This is a genomic window from Aquabacterium parvum (assembly GCF_001447195.1).
GTDB lineage: Bacteria > Pseudomonadota > Gammaproteobacteria > Burkholderiales > Burkholderiaceae_C > Aquabacterium > Aquabacterium parvum.
In genome coordinates this window covers 260,533-277,699 of record NZ_LFRI01000341.1, presented here as the reverse complement: position 1 = coordinate 277,699, position 17,167 = coordinate 260,533, and the positions used below count along the sequence as shown (strand labels likewise).

Annotated in this window: 15 protein-coding genes; 10 read left to right on the top strand and 5 right to left on the bottom strand. The window is 65.7% G+C overall.

What is annotated here, in order from left to right; translation table 11 throughout:
• Positions 1-260 precede the first annotated feature (260 nt).
• Together ABG80_RS12690 and ABG80_RS12685 are read left to right on the top strand one after the other, a co-directional pair.
• Entirely contained in the window at positions 261-707 is a 447-nt protein-coding gene (locus ABG80_RS12690) for a universal stress protein (protein ID WP_058088183.1), read from the top strand.
• Between the two features lie 22 nt (positions 708-729).
• Positions 730-2,097 (top strand): MBL fold metallo-hydrolase RNA specificity domain-containing protein, encoded by a 1,368-nt coding sequence (locus ABG80_RS12685; protein ID WP_058088182.1) that lies wholly within the window; start codon positions 730-732, stop codon positions 2,095-2,097.
• Positions 2,098-2,113: 16 nt separating this feature from the next.
• On the opposite strand, the gene ABG80_RS12680 is transcribed toward ABG80_RS12685, so the two are convergent.
• Positions 2,114-3,100, bottom strand: coding sequence for an alpha/beta hydrolase family esterase (locus tag ABG80_RS12680; protein ID WP_058087982.1), 987 nt, complete (start codon positions 3,098-3,100; stop codon positions 2,114-2,116).
• A gap of 107 nt (positions 3,101-3,207) precedes the next feature.
• Here ABG80_RS12680 and ABG80_RS12675 point away from each other — a divergent pair, with 107 nt between their 5' ends.
• Both ABG80_RS12675 and ABG80_RS12670 read left to right on the top strand, forming a co-directional pair.
• A complete protein-coding gene (locus tag ABG80_RS12675) occupies positions 3,208-5,634 on the top strand; it encodes a UvrD-helicase domain-containing protein (RefSeq protein WP_058087981.1) in 2,427 nt (808 codons plus the stop codon).
• A 173-nt stretch (positions 5,635-5,807) separates the two neighbouring features.
• A complete protein-coding gene (locus ABG80_RS12670; RefSeq protein ID WP_058087980.1) occupies positions 5,808-6,353 on the top strand; it encodes a Dps family protein in 546 nt (181 codons plus the stop codon).
• 25 nt (positions 6,354-6,378) lie between these two features.
• Here ABG80_RS12670 and ABG80_RS12665 read toward each other — a convergent pair whose 3' ends face one another.
• The 4 genes from ABG80_RS12665 to ABG80_RS12650 all read right to left on the bottom strand — a co-directional run bounded on the left by ABG80_RS12665 (position 6,379) and on the right by ABG80_RS12650 (position 11,147).
• Positions 6,379-7,722 carry a glycosyltransferase family 4 protein gene (locus tag ABG80_RS12665; RefSeq protein ID WP_058087979.1) on the bottom strand — a complete coding sequence of 448 codons (1,344 nt, stop codon included), beginning with the start codon at positions 7,720-7,722 and terminating at the stop codon, positions 6,379-6,381.
• Positions 7,723-7,765: 43 nt separating this feature from the next.
• Positions 7,766-9,292 carry a lipopolysaccharide biosynthesis protein gene (locus ABG80_RS12660; protein WP_058087978.1) on the bottom strand — a complete coding sequence of 509 codons (1,527 nt, stop codon included), beginning with the start codon at positions 9,290-9,292 and terminating at the stop codon, positions 7,766-7,768.
• Between the two features lie 83 nt (positions 9,293-9,375).
• Positions 9,376-10,005, bottom strand: coding sequence for a response regulator (locus ABG80_RS12655; protein WP_058087977.1), 630 nt, complete (start codon positions 10,003-10,005; stop codon positions 9,376-9,378).
• Positions 10,002-11,147, bottom strand: a complete 1,146-nt coding sequence (locus ABG80_RS12650; protein WP_235513843.1) for an ATP-binding response regulator — start codon at positions 11,145-11,147, stop codon at positions 10,002-10,004. Before ABG80_RS12650 ends, ABG80_RS12655 begins: the two co-directional genes overlap by 4 nt.
• Positions 11,148-11,434: 287 nt before the next feature.
• Here ABG80_RS12650 and ABG80_RS12645 point away from each other — a divergent pair, with 287 nt between their 5' ends.
• The 6 genes from ABG80_RS12645 (at position 11,435) to ABG80_RS23970 (ending at position 17,159) form a co-directional block, all read left to right on the top strand.
• The gene (locus tag ABG80_RS12645; RefSeq protein WP_058087975.1) at positions 11,435-11,884 is read left to right on the top strand and encodes a hypothetical protein; all 450 of its coding nucleotides are present in this window, start codon (positions 11,435-11,437) and stop codon (positions 11,882-11,884) included.
• Between the two features lie 97 nt (positions 11,885-11,981).
• Positions 11,982-12,344, top strand: coding sequence for a response regulator (locus tag ABG80_RS12640; RefSeq protein ID WP_058087974.1), 363 nt, complete (start codon positions 11,982-11,984; stop codon positions 12,342-12,344).
• A gap of 53 nt (positions 12,345-12,397) precedes the next feature.
• A complete protein-coding gene (locus ABG80_RS12635; protein ID WP_058087973.1) occupies positions 12,398-14,524 on the top strand; it encodes a chemotaxis protein CheA in 2,127 nt (708 codons plus the stop codon).
• Positions 14,525-14,557: 33 nt separating this feature from the next.
• Positions 14,558-15,034, top strand: a complete 477-nt coding sequence (locus tag ABG80_RS12630) for a chemotaxis protein CheW (RefSeq protein WP_058087972.1) — start codon at positions 14,558-14,560, stop codon at positions 15,032-15,034.
• A gap of 83 nt (positions 15,035-15,117) precedes the next feature.
• Positions 15,118-15,585: a cache domain-containing protein gene (locus ABG80_RS12625; protein ID WP_083506058.1), complete on the top strand. Its 468-nt coding sequence runs from the start codon at positions 15,118-15,120 to the stop codon at positions 15,583-15,585.
• 47 nt (positions 15,586-15,632) lie between these two features.
• Complete coding sequence (locus tag ABG80_RS23970) at positions 15,633-17,159, top strand: methyl-accepting chemotaxis protein (RefSeq protein ID WP_058087971.1); 1,527 nt, start codon at positions 15,633-15,635, stop codon at positions 17,157-17,159.
• Positions 17,160-17,167: the final 8 nt, after the last annotated feature.

Sequence of the window (17,167 nt, the reverse complement as noted above, 5' to 3'; positions counted from 1 at the left end):
GTGGTGCGGCTGTGGGCGGTGGTTGGCCGCTGCGCAGGGCAAGGGGCCAGCCCGCGCGCAGGCCAAACCTCGATTTTAGGTTGCTGCGGACCTTGTCAGGCGAATTCCTGCGCGTGGCGCGGACGCCGACCCGCGGGTCCAAAACATGATGTGAGTCAAGTGTGGCGGTGATTGCCGCCGAACGGGGTGGGGCGGCGGCTTGGCGGCTTGCTCCGCTGCGCCTACGATGAGCCGAGTTTCACCTTTTGCTGGAGGCGATCATGTACGAGCATTTGCTGGTGCCGGTGGACGGCAGTGAGTTGTCGCACAAGGCCATGGCCCACGCCATTGGGCTGGCCAAGATGCTGGGGGCGTCGATCACGGGCTTCACCGCCGAGCCGCCGCTGCCGGTGCTGGTGGTGGAGCAGGCCGCCGTGGCCTATGACGTGGCGACCTTCCAGGATCACGAGAAGCGTTGCGAGGCCCATGCCCGAGAGGTGCTGCTTGACTTCGCGGGCCGGGCCAAAGCCGCCGGGGTGACGTTCGACGGGCAGTTCATGATCACCGATGACGTGCAGCAGGCCATCGTCGACATGGCGAACAGGCAGCATTGCGACCTCATCGTGATGGCCACCCATGGCCGCCATGGGCTGGACGCCCTCATTCACGGCAGCCTGACCAAGAGCGTGCTGGCCCACAGCCAGGTCCCGCTGCTGGTGGTGCATTGACCCCATCGTTGAAAACATGCCGATCGATCTGACTTTCTATGGTGCGACGGGCACCGTGACAGGCTCGCGCAGCCTGGTGGACGTGGCGAGCCAGGCTGGCAGCCAGCGCCTGTTGGTGGACTGTGGCCTTTTCCAGGGCTACAAGACCCTGCGAGAGCGCAACTGGGCCGAGCTGCCTTTTGATGTCCGCAGCCTGGATGCGGTCCTGCTCACCCACGCCCACATCGATCACAGCGGGGCCTTGCCTTTGCTGATGAAGGCGGGGTTCAAGGGACGCATCTGGACCACGGCCGCGACGGCCGAGCTCGCCGAGGTCCTGTTGCTTGACACGGCGCACCTTCAGGAGGAGGAGGCCCGCTACCGCAACCGCCACGGCAAGACCAAGCACCAGCCTGCCGAGCCGCTCTACACGGTGGACGATGCGCACCGAGCCATCCAGCACCTGCAACGCGTGGGCTCGGATGGTCGGCTCGACCTGGGCGGCGCTCAGATCGAGTTCACGCCCGCAGGTCACATCCTGGGTGCCAGCAGCATCCGCGTTGGAAACGGCGAGCGCAGCGTGCTGTTTTCAGGTGACCTGGGGCGCGACGATGACCTGGTCATGTTGCCTCCTCAAGCCGGTCAGCGGGCCGACTGGGTGGTGATCGAGTCGACCTACGGCGATCGCCATCACATGGAGCAAGACCCGATCGAGCAACTGGGCGACATCGTGCGACGCACGGCAGCCCGAGGCGGGGTCGTGATCGTGCCCGCGTTCGCGGTGGGGCGCACGCAAAGCCTGTTGTACGGGCTTTACCGGCTCAAGCAGGCCGGTGCCATCCCGGACTTGCCGGTGGTGCTGGACAGCCCCATGGGCATCAAGGCCACGGGCCTGTACGAGCGCCACAACCACCTGCACCGGCTCAGCGACGACGAGTGTGAGGGCATCCGCCACATGACGCGCTTTGTCAGCTCCGTGGATGAATCGAAGGCGCTGATGCGGCAGCGCTACCCGATGGTGGTCATCGCGGGCAGTGGCATGGTGACGGGTGGGCGGGTGCTGCACCACATCGCTAACTTCGGCACACACCCGCGCAACACCATCGTGCTCAGTGGCTTCCAGGCCGGGGGCACGCGTGGTGCGGACCTGGCCGCAGGCGCCAAGTCGATCAAGCTGTTTGGCGAATACGTGTCGATCCGGGCCGAGGTGGCGCAGATCGAGGGGCTGTCGGCGCACGCCGACCAGAGCGGCCTGCTGAGCTGGCTCAAAGTCCTGGGCGAGGCGCCCCGGCAGGTGTTCGTGACCCATGGCGAGCCCCATGCCGCCGACACGCTGCGCCTGCGCATCCAGGAGCAATTGGGCTGGTCGGCCCGGGTGCCCGATTACCGCGAGACCTTCCGGCTCGACTGAGCCGGTGGTTTTCGGCTCAGCGGCCGAAAAAGAATCGGGTCATCTCGTCGGTGGCCGACAAGGCCGTGCTGCCTCGCCCGCCTCGGGCCTTCTGACCGCCCGGCCAGGAGTGCCCACCTGTGTCGGTCACACACAGCTTCACGCGGGCGCCACCCTGGCAGCCATCGTGCTCGGTGCAGCTCGCGCCAGCTTGCGTCGGCACCGTGCGGGGCGTGGCCTGGCACGCGTCGTGGGTCACCCAGCGCGCCACCGAGTCGGCCACGGACGTGAAGTCGGTCACTTGCTGGGAGGCCTTGCCGGCGCCACCGTTGAAGAGCACCCGCTCGTCGTCCTTCGCGTGGATGTGCAGCACCGACACCGGGCGGCTTGGCTGGCAAGTGCGGGTGTTGTCGGTGCCCGCGACGGCGGTGATGGCGGTGAACAGGTCGCTGGCTTCGCACGCCAGGCGGTAGGACATCATGGCGCCGTTGGACATGCCGGCGGCGAACACCTGCCTGGGGTCGACCTGGAACCGCTTGCCCAGCTCGGCGTGGATGGCGCGCACGAAGCCGACGTCGTCGACCTGGTCATCGCGCGCGGCGCCGCAACAGTTGCCGGCGTTCCAGGTGGCGAGCTTGCCGGACTTCAGTCGGCCGTGGCCGTTGGGGAAGACGACCAGGTGGCCCAGGCGGTCTGATGCACCGATCTGCCCATAGAGGCGGTCATCTGAGCCGTGTTCCATGTTGCCACCGCCTCCGTGGAAGAAGTAGACAACAGCCGTGGGCCGACCCGACTGGAAGTTGTGCGGCACATGCAGCATCCATTGGCGGGTCTCGCCGCGCCAGGTGAGCGTGAGTCGGTGGGTGCCTGGCGTCGTGGGGACATGGCTGGCGCCTGGTTCCGTCGCACCCGATGCCTGGGCCTGGCGGCGCTCGCGCAGCTTCTCGAGCAGCGGGCCGGCGTTCACGGCGGTCACGAGGGCCAGGCCGGCCAGCGATGCGGCCAGGAGTTTGAGGGGCGTCATGAGGCAAGGTTGCGTCGGGTTGGAGGTGGGGCAGCACGCAGGTGTGACCCAAGCAGGCTAGTGTCCCCTGCAGCCGGCGTCAACGCCGGGGTCCCTACAATCCGGGGATGAGCTTTCCGACCCCGTCTCCCGCCGAGTCCTCGCCGTTGCTGGCTGGCCTCAACCCCGAGCAACTGGCCGCCGTGACCGCCCCGCCAGGCCCGTCGCTGATCCTGGCCGGCGCCGGCTCGGGCAAGACGCGCGTGCTGACCACCCGCATCGCCTGGCTGATGCAGACGGGGCAGGCCTCGCCGGCCGGCATCATGGCCGTGACCTTCACCAACAAGGCCGCCAAGGAGATGCAGGCGCGCCTGTCGGCCATGCTGCCGGTCAACACCCGCATGATGTGGATCGGCACCTTCCACGGGCTGTGCAACCGCTTCCTGCGCGCGCACGCCAAGGCGGCCGGTCTGCCGCAGGCCTTCCAGATCCTGGACACGTCGGACCAGCTCTCGGCCGTCAAGCGCGTGATCAAGGCGCTGAAGTTCGACGAAGAAAAGTGCGTGCCCAAGCAGACCACCTGGTTCATCGCCAACTGCAAGGAAGACGGCAAGCGCCCGCAAGACCTGCAACCCCGCGACGAGCTCGGCCGCATGCAGCTGGCCGTCTACCAGGCCTATGAAGACCAGTGCCAGCGCGAAGGCGTGGTCGACTTCGCCGAGCTCATGCTGCGCACGTATGAGCTGCTGCGCGACCACCCCGAGATCCGCGAGCACTATCAGCGCCGCTTCAAGCATATCCTGGTCGACGAGTTTCAGGACACCAACCGATTGCAGTACCTGTGGCTCAAGATGTTCGCGGGCGACCCGGATGTGACGGGCAACAGCGTCTTCGCCGTTGGCGACGACGACCAGAGCATCTATGCCTTCCGGGGCGCGCAGGTCGGCAACATGTCCGACTTCGAGCGCGAGTTCCGCGTGCCGCGCGTCATCAAGCTGGAGCAGAACTACCGCAGCCACGGCCACATCCTCGATGCGGCCAACACGCTGATCGCACAGAACAGCAAGCGACTGGGCAAGAACCTGCGCACCGACGAAGGCCAGGGTGAGCCCATCCGCGTGCACGAGGCCGCCAGCGACTTCGCGGAGGCGCAATGGCTGATCGACGAGATCAAGCAGATCCGTCGCGGCGAGGAGCCCTTGCACGAGGTGGCCATCCTCTACCGCAGCAACGCGCAGTCGCGGGTGATCGAGTCGGCGCTGTTCAACGCCGGGCTGCCGTACAAGGTGTATGGCGGCCTGCGCTTTTTCGAGCGCGCCGAGGTCAAGCACGCGCTGGCCTACCTGCGCCTGATCGAGAACCCCAACGACGACACCAGCTTCCTGCGCGTGGTGAACTTCCCGGCCCGCGGCATCGGCGCGCGCAGCATCGAGCAGCTGCAGGATGCGGCGCAAGCCAGCGGCCGCAGCCTGGCGCAAAGCGTGACGGCGGTGCCGGGCAAGGCCGGCGCCAACCTGCAGGGCTTCGTGGCCCTGGTCGACGCCATGCGCGAGGCCACGCGCGGCCTGACGCTGCGCCAGATCATCGAGCACGTGCTGGACACCTCGGGCCTGCGCGACTTCTATCGCAACGAGAAGGAAGGCCAGGACCGGCTGGAGAACCTGGACGAGTTGGTCAACGCCGCCGAGGCCTTCGTGACGCAGGAAGGCTTCGGCAAGGACGCCGTGGCCCTGCCGGTGGACGAGTCGGCCGGCACCATCGCAGCAGGTCTGCCAGCCGCCGTTGCCCAGGTCGACACCTTGCCCGACGCCGAGACCGGCGAGATCATCTCGCCACTGCTGGCCTTCCTCACGCACGCCTCGCTCGAGGCCGGCGACAACCAGGCCCAGGCCGGCCAGGACGCGGTGCAGCTCATGACCATCCACGCCGCCAAGGGCCTGGAGTTCGTGCACGTCTTCCTCACGGGACTTGAGGAAGGCCTGTTCCCCCACGAAAACTCGATGTCCGACACGGATGGCCTCGAAGAAGAGCGCCGCTTGATGTACGTGGCCATCACCCGTGCGCGCCGCCGCCTGTGCATCAGCTTCAGCCAGACGCGCATGCTGCACGGCCAGACCCGCTACAACGTCAAGAGCCGATTCCTCGACGAGCTGCCCGAGGGCGCACTCAAGTGGCTGACGCCGCGCAACCAGGGCTTCGGCTCGGGTTTCGCCAAGTCCTACCAGGACGCGTGGTCGAGCGGCAAGGGCATGGGCTCGATGGTGGGGGCCGGGGCGCAACCCTGGCGCAGCAACACGCCGCCATCGTGGGCCGGGGCGCGCCGCGCAGAAGACAACTTCAAGGACCTCACCGCGCCCATCCCCAAGGCCATGGCCGAAGCCAAAACGGCGGGTGGCTTGCGCGTGGGGCAGGGCGTCTTCCACAACAAGTTCGGTGAAGGCGTGGTGCTCACGCTCGAGGGCAATGGCTCCGAGGCCCGCGTGCAGGTCAACTTCGGGCGACACGGCACCAAGTGGCTGATGTTGAGTGTGGCCAAGCTGACGCCGATCGAGTGAGCCCACACCCTGCTGCCCTGGCCGGTGGTGCAGGACTGGTGTCGCGATAGATTCTGGACAAGCGTTCGATAGAAGCGCTTGTGTCGGGTTTGTGCAGGCTGGGTGTCAAGCGTCACGGACCCTTGCTACAGTCAGAACATCCATTCAATTTTGTCTGCTCAGGAGATTGATCCATGGCCAAGACCGACAAGAAACCTGCCGCCAAGTCCGCCACCAAGGCTGCGGCCAAGCCGGTGCCCAAAGGCCAGGCCATTGACATCGGCATTTCCGCCGGCCACCGCGCTGCCATCGCCAAGGGCCTCAATGGCCTGCTGGCCGACACCTTCACGCTGTACCTGACCACGCACAACTTCCATTGGAACGTGACGGGACCGATGTTCAACACCCTGCACACCATGTTCATGGACCAGTACACGGAGTTGTGGAACGCGGTGGACCCGATCGCCGAGCGCGTTCGCGCACTGGGCTTCACGGCCAAGGGCTCGTTCGCTGACTACGCCAAGCTCAGTTCGCTGCCCGATGCGCCCAGCGAGCCGCCCAAGTCCAAGGAGATGATCCGCATCCTGGTGGCCGGGCACGAAGCCGTGGCACGCACCGCTCGCTCCTTGTACCCCTTGGTCGATGAAGCCTCCGACGAGCCTTCTGCCGACCTGCTGACCCAGCGCCTGGACGTGCACGAGAAGGCCGCCTGGATGCTGCGCTCGTTGCTCGAAGACTGAGCAAGGAAGGGCGCTGGCCGCTGCCTCAGCCGGGGGCCAGCTTCCGACGGCACTGAGCGGCCAGCGCCTCGGCGATGCGATCGCGGTCGTAGTGTTGCTGGGCGTAGGCGCGAGCCGCTTCGCCCAGTTGCGCCGCTCGTTGTGGGGCCGCCAGCAGCTCCAGGCAGCCCTCGGCCATGGCCGACGGGCTGTCACGCAGCAGCGCCTGTTGCCCATCGGTGAAGCCAAGGCCCTCGGCGCCCAGCGTCGTCGACACGATGGGCTTGCCGCGCAACGCCGCTTCGATCAGCTTGACTCGCGTGCCTCCGCCCGTGAGGATGGGGCAGATCACCACGCTGGCTTGCGCGTACACCGCTTCGATGTCGTCCACAAAGCCCAGCAGCTTGACGCCCTCGGGCATGCGAGAAGCCTCGCCGATGGCCTGCGGGCTGGCGCCTGCGAACCAGACCTCGGCATCGGGCCGGGCCTGGCGCACCAGAGGCCAGGTGTGCTCGATGAAGTGACGCGCGCCTTCGCCGTTCGGCTCGTAGGAGTAGATGCCGACCATCAGCAGGATGGGCGCCTGGGCAGCGGGCATGGACAGGTTCGGAGCCTGCGAGCTCACCGTGCCCTGTGAGCCCTGCGGCGGCAAAGGCAGGCCGTTCGGCACCACGGTGACCCGTTCGGTCGGCACGTCGCAGAAGTCGGCCAGCAGTTGCGCATCGTCACGGGCGCACACCAGCGTTTTCCAGGCGCGCCGCACGGCCTGACGCTCCAGGCGTGCCAGGGCGGGCAACTCGGCGCGCGACAGCCAACGCTCGCGTGTGCTCTGGCCCAGGCCCATGCGGCGCTGGTGCACCACGTGCTCGATGTCGTCCATGTCGAACACCGCTGTCGGCAGCCCCTGGCAGGCACAGAGCAAGGCCATGCTGCGCAGCCGATGCGCCAGCACCAGCACGGGCTTTTCATCGAGGGCGCGTTGCAGCACCTCGAGCTGGCCCCCGGCCACCGCTGCGCGCATGCCGGGCGACCAGCGTTGCGACACGCAGCCCAGCAGCTGTTGAACGATGTAGGGCGTGTGCACGTCTTTGACCGAGCGGGTCAGCCCGAGCACGCGCGCCTGCAGGCCCCAGTGCTCGCGGATGCCGTCTGACACGCGCGCCAGGGCCGCCGAGTCATGCCCTTCCACCCGGTTGCCTTGCGAGCACACAACGTCCAGCATCAAGCCGGTTCCAGCCATGGCCGTCATCAGCATCCGCAGGCGCTGGTAGATGCCGTGGCGGCTGGCTTGAAGGTCGTCCAGGGGCAGGGCAGTGACGATCAGGCAACGGCCACTGGCCAACGGTGGCGAGGCGTCAAAGCGGTCTGGCGTCGAGGCGGGCTGGTTCATGGTGGCCTGGGTGATGGGGCGTCGGCGAGGGACTGCGCGGGTTTCATCGACGCCACTGAAGCGCGTCGATGACGCGCCCCAGGGCCTTGGAGTTCTTGCGCAGCATGTCCAGGTCGTTTTTCTCCCAGGCCCCGATGTTCAGGGTCAGGATCAGGAAGAGCACGCCGAACAGCACGGTGGACACCAGCGTGCGCCAGATCGAACTCGGGTCATGCAGCGCCAGCTCGACCACGCCCAGCGCCATCAAGGCGGCCAGCAGCTGCAGCGCCACGTTGCGCACCGGGAAGCGGATGCCCAGGCTGCGATGCGCCACCGTGCCCACCATCGCCACATAGAGGATGTTGCCCACGGCGTTGGACAGCAGCGCGCCCGTGTAGCCCAGCCAGGGGATGAACAGGAAGGCTGTGGCCACCGAGATGCCGGCGCCTGCAAAGATGAAGCGCAGGCGGGCCTGGTGGTTGTCGGTGGCGATGAACACGGCCGAGTAGGAGGCCGAGGACGTCGTCAGCCCGCCGACGATGGCCATGGTCTGCAGGGCGGGGATGACCTCGTCGTAGGCATGGCCGTACAGCGTGTGCACGATCAGCTCGGACATCAGCCAGCCGCCTGCGGCCACCAGCACACCCATGAACTGGTAGAAACGCACCGAGACCGAGAAGATCTCCTGCACCTTTTCGCGCCCACCTTCCCCCTGGGCTCGCGAGATGAACGGCAGCAGCATCGACGAGAAGCCGTTGGTCAGCAGGTCCATGCCGCTCTTGGACAGCGCGCCAGCGATGTTGTAGAAGCCGACGTAAGTCGTCATCGCGCTCAGGCCCAGCAGGTAGGTGTCCATCGACTTGGACGACAGCATGCCCACCAGCGTCAGCGAGGTGTTCCAGCGCACGCCTTCGTTGAGCTTGGCCTTGATGTCGTCGGGCAGCGGGCCGTCCGAGGGGCGCAGGCCGGCGCGGCGCATCAGCACGTGGGCGATCACCGGGTGCAAGGCCGCTGCCGCCAGGAACAGCAACAGGTAGGCATCCAGTCCCTGCTTGGTCATGAACAGCGTGAAGGTCGTGGCCGTGGTGCCCAGGCTGATCAGCGTGGTGGTGATGGCCTCGGTGTGAAAGACCGAGTAGCCCTTGGAGGCAGAGACCTCGAACATGTACAGGGCGCGCAACACGGCGCACAGCACCACGAACACCAGGTGCAGCACCAGCCGCTGAGACACCTCCACCGGGTACACGGCGGGCAAGAAGGCCGTGGCCAGCAAAAGGGCCCCCATGCCGGCCAACGCCAGCCACAGCACCTTGCGCAGTCGCAGGAAGATGGCATGGCCCTGCTCGACGTCACCGCGCCCCACAGCCTCGGCGATGAAGCGGATGGCCGTGACGTTCAGGCCCCCACCGGCCAGGCTCACGGCCGTGCTCACCATCCAGATCAGGTAGGAGTAGACGCCGTAGGCCTCCGGGCCCAGCCCCCGGGTGATGAAGATGCTGTTGACGAAGCCGGTGACGAAGACGATGTAGCTCGACCCCGTCATCCATTTGGCCGCGTCAAAGGCCGACTGCTGCGAGCGCTTGATGTTCATGGGTCGCGATCATCCCTTGTCCGAAAGGGTTTTCGGCGGGGAGGGCGTGCCCCTGAACCACCAAATCAGGGGGAAATGAGCGCTCAGACCAGCCCGTTGCGGATGGCGTAGACCGTCAGCTCGGAGTTGTTGGTCAGGGCCAGCTTTTCCAGCACGCGGGCGCGGTAGACGCTCACCGTCTTGGGGCTGAGCAGCAGCTGCTCGGCGATGTCGGACAGGCGCTTGCCCGAGGCGATCATCACCAGCGTCTGCAGTTCGCGGTCCGAGAGCTTCTGGTGGGCGTCTTCCTGGGCGGGGGTGGTCAGGTTGTCGACCAGCATCTGCGCCATCTCGGGCGTGACATATTTCTTGCCCTGCGAGACGGTGCGCACGGCGGCGACGATCTGGGCGGCGTCGCTGCCCTTGTTGAGGTAACCGCTGGCGCCCGCTTTCAGGGCCCGCATGGCGTACTGGTCTTCGGGGTACATGGAGACCACCAGCACCTTGACCGGGTTGCCTTCTTCCTTGAGCACGTGCAGCACGTCCAGGCCGCTGCGGCCGGGCAGGTTGATGTCCAGCACCAGCACGTCGCAGCTTTGGTCGCGAAAGAGGGCGCGCAGCTCGCCGTAGTCGGCGGCTTCGCCCACGACGTCGATGTCTTCGGCGTCGGCCAGGGTGTCGCGGATGCCGCGTCGGATCAGCGCGTGGTCGTCACAGAGGATGACTTTGATCATAGGTTGCCCCAGGCGGTCGGGTCGTCTCGGTCGGGGTCAGCGATCGCTGCGTCACCATCCAGTGCGGGCAGCAGTCGATCGATGAAACCGTTTTCAGGGCCGGAGAGCGGCACGGACAGGATCAACGAGGTCACGCCGGGTTTGCTGCTGAGGTCGACCCAGCCGCCCACCGTCTCGGCGCGTTCGTGCAGGCCGCGGATCCCGAAGGAGCGCGCCTTGGCCAGGTCCTCCGGGCTCAGGCCTCGGCCATTGTCGGTCACTTCGATGGACAACACGCCCCCGGCCTGCGAGACATCGACGCTGACCTTGCTGGCCTGTGCGTGTTTGGAGACATTCGTCAGCGCCTCCTGGGCGAAACGGTAGGCCACCAGGGGCACGCCGATGGCCAGCTGCATCTTTTCGTGGCTGGTGCGGAAGGTGGTTTCGATGCCGGTGCGCTTGCCGAAGCGGTCGGTCATCCACTGCAGGGCGGCCACCAAACCCTGCTCCAGGATGGCCGGGCGCAGGTTGTGCATGATGCGCTGGCTGGCCTCGTGGGCGTGACCGATGGACTCCAGCGCCTGTTGCACCCTGTCTGCGATCTCGGGCGTCGGGGCGTGGCGAGCGATCCAGGCCAGGTCGAATTTCACAGCCGTCAGGGCCCCACCGACGTCGTCGTGGATCTCGCGGGCGATGGCGGCGCGTTCTTGTTCGATGCTGGTCTGCAAGTGCTGGGCGAGCTCACGCAACTGCTGGCGCGAGCGGGTCAGCGCGTGGTCGGCGCGCTGCTTGGCGATGCGGGTGCGGTTGGCTTCGATGGCCAGCAGGGCGGCCGGGGCCAGGCGGGCGAGGTTGCTTTTGAGCAGGTAGTCGTTGGCGCCATTGCGCATGGCCTGGACGGCGATGTCCTCGCCGATTTCGCCCGAAACCAGGATGAATGGCACGAGTTTGCCCAGAGCGCGCACCTTGTCGAGCGCCGCCAGGCCGGAGTAGCCAGGCAGGTTGTAGTCGGACAGGATCAGGTCCCAGTCCTCCGCCAGCGCCTCGATGAGGGCCCGCTCGGTCTCGACCCGGGTGATGTCGGCCTCGATGCCGCCTCGGCGAAGGTGGGCGGTCACCAGGGCGTGGTCGCCTTCGTTGTCTTCGAGGTGCAGAACCTTCAAGCGAACGGGCGGCAAGCCCGTGCCAGCCCCATTTACCGGGGGATTCGGTGTGGGCGAGTGTGAGAACTCTGGCACAGGTGCGTTTCCGATCCTTCGATTTGAGCCAAGTTTTCCCGCGTCATTTTGAACACCGACCGGCGAGAAGTGGAAAAAATTGTACCAACCGGCTAAAGCGCAAGGTCCGATTATGCAAAGGCCTAAGGATCTGCGAAAACCTGCCGAGAACCCCATGTGTCCGGTCATGACTTGAGCATGACCGCCCCCCAATCCGGTTGAGTGGAGCCACGATGAGCTACGAAGACCCCGGCACGGACCGGCCGCCAGAGATGCCTCTGCTGCTGGCGGCGGAGCTGCAGGATCACATGATGACGGCCACCAACGACCTGGAGCGCCTGCAGCGCTTGCTGGACGACGCCTGCCAGGCCCTGATGGAGGGCTTTCACACCTCGGCAGGCCAGCTCGGCACGGTCATCGACCAGGGGCACGAGATCACGCCGCACCTGCACGAGGTTCGCCAGACCCTGTACAAGGCCGTCACGGCCCTGCAGTTCCAGGACATGGCCACCCAGCTGATCGCCCACACGAACAAACGCCTGCGCAGCTGCGCCGACCAGATCGCCCGGGATGCCTTGGGCGACGACGACCCGGACGGGGCTGCCGTGGTCGAAGAAGGCCCGCTCAAGCCCAACCCTGTCACCCAGGACGAAATGGATGCCGGCTCGGTGGAGTTGTTCTAAAGAATGACTTACCACCTGCCGAAAACAACCATGCCGTTGACAGGTTTCAACACACCGATTCCCTCCTGATCACACTCATCCAGCAACGGAGCGCGCCATGCACTCGATTCTTGCCGTCGACGATTCCGCATCCATGCGTCAAATGGTCTCCTTCACGCTCAAGAGCGCGGGCTACAACGTCATCGAGGCCGTGGACGGCCAGGACGCCTGGGAGAAAGCGGGTGGACGCAGCTTCGACCTGGTGCTCACCGACCAGAACATGCCCCGCATGGATGGCATCAGCCTGACCAAGAAGCTGCGTGAGTCGCCCCAGTTCAAGAGCACCCCCATCCTGATCCTGACCACGGAGTCGAGCGATCAGATGAAGCAGGCTGGCCGCGCTGCAGGCGCAACGGGCTGGCTGGTCAAGCCGTTCGACCCGAACAAGCTGATCGAAGTGATCCAGAAGGTCATCCGCTGAGCGCCTGACCGACCGAGCGAATCGGCCCACCCGTTACACATCTGGAGCCAGACATGGCAGACACGAGCACCGACAACAGCACGTCATCCGCGGGCATCGACCTCAGCCAGTTCTACCAGGTCTTCTTTGAAGAAGCCGGTGAGAACCTGGAGAACATGGAGCAGCTCCTGCTGGAGCTCGACATCGAGTCCGCCGACGACGAGGAGCTCAACGCCATCTTCCGCTGCGCGCACTCCATCAAGGGTGGCGCCGCGACGTTTGGTTTCAGCGACGTGGCCGAGCTGACGCACCAGATGGAGACGCTGCTGGACAAGCTGCGTCGCCACGAGCTGACGCCCACGGCGCCGATGGTCGACGTGCTGCTGCAGTCGGGCGATGCGCTCAAGGCCATGCTGGGTCGTCATCAGGGCTCAGGTGCCGATGCCATCGACACATCTGAGCTGCTGGTCAACATCCGCGCCATGGTCGCTGGCGATGCGCCGGTGGTCGCCGTTGCGGCTCAGAAGCCCGCGCCTGCTCAGCCCGCCGCCACGCCTGCTCCCATCGCCGTCGCTGCTGCTGCGCCCGATGGCCAGCGCACCGTCGAGCTGCGTGTGGGCCCCCTGGACAACCCATCTCAAGCCGACAACTTGGTTGATCTGTTCAAGGAAATCGTCGACCTTGGCACCATCGAGCCTCTGCCGGATGACGCCATGCTCGTGGGCGTGCGCCGCTTCAAGGTCATCACCCGCACGCCCGAGTCCGAACTGCTGGACCTGTTCACGTTCCATGTGGCCCGTGAGCAGGTGGCATTCCTGGCAATGGGCGAGACCGCTCAGCCTGCTGCCGACGCCGGTTATGGATTCTTCGATGCCCCTGAAGCGCCCAAGGCACCAGAGGGTTACGGATTCTTTGACAACGCCCCCGGCTCGCCCGACAAGCCTGCACCGGTTGCTGCCGCCGAGGCGCCGCAGCTCAAACCCGTGGCCGCTGCAGCCAAGCCCGCTGCCAAGGTTGAAAAGCCCGCTGCCGGCCCCGAAACTTCGACCATCCGCGTGTCGGTCGAGAAGGTCGACCAGCTCATCAACCTGGTGGGCGAACTCGTGATCACCCAGGCCATGCTGGCCCAGAACAGCCGCGGTCTCGACCCGGTCGTCTACCAGCAACTGGTCTCGGGCCTGACCGACCTGGACCGCAACACCCGCGACCTGCAAGAAGCCGTGATGTCGATCCGGATGATTCCGATGTCGACGGTGTTCAGCCGCTTCCCTCGCATGCTGCGCGACCTGGCCAACAAGCTGGGCAAGAAGGTCGAGCTGGTCACCCAGGGTGAGGCGACCGAGCTGGACAAGGGCCTGGTCGAGAAGATCACCGACCCGCTGACCCACCTGGTGCGCAACTCCTGCGACCACGGCGTCGAAATGCCGGCAGACCGCCTGGCCAAGGGCAAGCCGGAAGTCGGCACCATCACCTTGGCCGCCTCGCACCAGGGCGGCTCCATCGTCATCGAAGTGCGCGACGACGGCCGTGGCCTGAACCGCGACAAGCTGATCAAGAAGGCCCGTGAGAAGGGCATCGATGCACCTGACACGATGACCGACGCCGAGGTCTGGAACCTCATCTTCGCGCCGGGCTTCTCCACGGCCGACGAAGTGACCGACGTCTCCGGCCGCGGTGTCGGCATGGACGTGGTCAAGAAGAACATCACCTCGCTGGGTGGCACGGTCGAGATCGACTCGGCCGAAGGCTACGGCATGCGCGTGGCGGTTCGCCTGCCACTGACCCTGGCCATCATGGACGGCATGAGCGTGGGGGTGGGCGAAGAGGTCTACATCCTGCCGCTGTCCTCGGTGGTCGAGAGCTTCCAGGTCAACCAGGACGTCATCAAGACCGTCGGCGGCTCGGGTCGCGTGGTCGAGGTGCGCGAGGAGTACATGCCGGTCATCGAGCTGGAAAAGGTCTTCCAGGTGCCTCGATTCGACTGGGAGCACAACAGCGGGATCATGGTGGTCGTCGAAGCAGAAGGTGGCCGAGTGGCCCTGCTGGTCGACGAACTGCTGGGCCAGCAACAGGTCGTGGTCAAGAACCTCGAATCCAACTACCGCAAGGTCAGCGATGTATCGGGCGCCACCATCATGGGCGATGGTCGCGTGGCGCTGATCCTCGACGTCGGCAGCCTGGTGCGCCGCTCGCGTCACTGACGCCGGGCACACGCAGGGCACAAGGAGAACAGCATGGGCATGATGGAAAAACTGGACGTGCAGACCGAACTGGCGCGCGAGTACCTGACCTTCCGCCTCGGTGACGAGGAGTACGGCATCGACATCCTGAAGGTGCAGGAAATCCGCGGCTACGAGAACCCGACCCGCATCGCCAACGCACCGCACTTCCTCAAGGGGGTGCTGAACCTGCGCGGCACGATCGTGCCGATCGTCGACCTGCGCCTGCGCTTTGGCTGCGCCACGGTCGAGTACAACGCCTTCACGGTCTCCATCGTGCTGCACATCGGCCAGCGCACCATCGGTGCCGTGGTCGACTCGGTCAGCGACGTGATGGAGATCCCCTCCGATGCGGTCCGTCCGGCACCGGAGATGAACTCGGCCATCGACGCCACCTACATCCGTGGGCTGGCCCAGATCGGCGAGCGCATGGTCATCCTCCTGGACATCGAGAGCATGTTGATGAGCCAGGACATGTGCCTGATCGACTGAAGCAGTTGAGCAGAGACAGGCGATCTTGTTGGAGCCGGGCAGTTGCCAGCGGCTTCGACACCAACCTTGTTGAGGAACGCGAGATGAAAAAGCACATCAAGTGGATGGTCGCCGCCGTGGTCGCCGCCGCAGGTCTTTCCAATGCTGCCCTGGCCGCCGATGGTGGCGCCACCAAGGACGATGCCGTGGGCATGGTCAAAAAGGGCGTGGCCCACGTGAAGTCGGCCGGCAAGGACAAGGCGTATGCCGAGTTCAGCGACAAGGCCAACGCCAGTTGGCGCAAGGAAGACCTGTACCTGGTGGTCTATGGCCTGGACGGCACCGTGCACGCCCACGGCGCCAACGCCAAGATGATCGGCAAGAACCTGATCGAGTTGAAGGACATCGACGGCAAGCTCTTCGTCAAGGAGCGCGTCGACATGGCCAAGTCCCAAGGCACCTTCTGGCAGGACTACAAGTTCACCAACCCCGAGACCAAGAAGATCGAGCCCAAGCAGATGTACTGCGAAAAGCTCGAGGACACCGTGCTCTGCGGCGGCATCTACAAGTGAACTGATTCGGTCCAGGATGCGGACCCGGTGGGTCCGAAGGATGACCCATGAAACTTCGCGCCAAGTTGATGGTGGCGCCAGCCCTGGTCAGTGGCGTGCTGCTGCTGGCCTTGGGCGGCTACCTGGCCGTGATGGCCCATTTTCGCGATCAAAGCCACGTCAGTTATGAGGACGCCATCACCCGGCAGGTCAGCATCGCGGGCGTGGTGGACTCGCTGGGGGATGCGCACGTCGACATGTACCGAACCGTCACGATCATCGGATCGCTCGACGATGCCCAGGTCAAAGCTCGGCGCGACGCCCTGCCCAAAGCGGCAGAGCAGGTCCGCAAGGGTGTGGAAACCAGCGTGCCCGAGGCGGTTCGTTCGTCACCTGCTTACCAGCAGTTTGATCAGGCGCTGAACAAGTACGCCAAGTCCGCCGATGCGGCCATTGACCTGTCCACCATCGACCCCAACACCGGCATCGCTGCCCTGCAGACCGCAGACGCCGATTTCAAGGCGGTCAAGGTCAGCCTTGATCAGCTCGAAGCACAGGTGCGAGGTGCGGCCGACGAGGCCGTGCTCGATCTCGAAGCTGCGGCTTTGCGCAACAGCCTGATCCTGTCGCTGATGGGTGTTCTGGCTGGTGTCGGCGCGCTGGTCTATGCATGGCGCTTGCAGAGCCAGGTGATCTCTGATCTGGGGCGGGCGGTCGATGCATCGAATGCGGTGGCGTCCGGGCGCTTTGACACCGACTTGTCTGCTCGCACGCAAGATGAGATCGGCCAGCTGATGGAAGGTCTGCAACGCATGGTCGCCGAGCTCTCGTCATCGATGACAGTGGTTCAACAGGCCGCGCAGATGATCGAGACCGCCTCCACGGAGATCGCTGCGGGCAACCAGGATCTCAGCCAGCGCACCGAGCACACGGCCTCGAGCCTCCAGGAAACCGCGTCCTCCATGGACCAGCTCACCAGCACGGTGAGGCACACGGCCGAGTCGGCCCGTTCGGCCAACGACCTGGCGGCCAGCGCCACCCAGGCCGCGCGCCAGGGCGGTGAGGTGATGCAGCAGGTGGTGCGAAACATGAGCGAGATCGACGCTGCCTCGCGCAAGATCAACGAGATCATCGGCGTGATCGATGGCATCGCTTTCCAGACCAACATCCTGGCCTTGAACGCTGCGGTGGAAGCTGCACGTGCCGGTGAACAAGGTCGAGGCTTTGCCGTCGTGGCCGGCGAGGTGCGCTCGCTGGCTCAGCGCAGCGCCAACGCCGCGCGCGAGATCAAGGGCCTGATCGGCTCGTCGACCGAACGCGTGGAAGTGGGCTCCAAGCTGGTGCAAGAAGCGGGCACGTCCATGCAGGGCATCGTCGAGGGTGTCGAGCGCGTGACGCAGATCATCCGCGAGATCACCCAGGCAGCCGACCAGGAATCCGATGGCATCGGCCTCGTCAGCCAGGCGGTGGGCAAGCTCGATCAGATGACGCAGCAGAACGCGGCCCTGGTTGAAGAGTCCGCTGCAGCGGCAGAGCACCTCAAGGGCCAGGCGGAAACGCTGGCCGAAGTGGTCAGGCGCTTTCAGTTGCGCTGAGCCCAGCG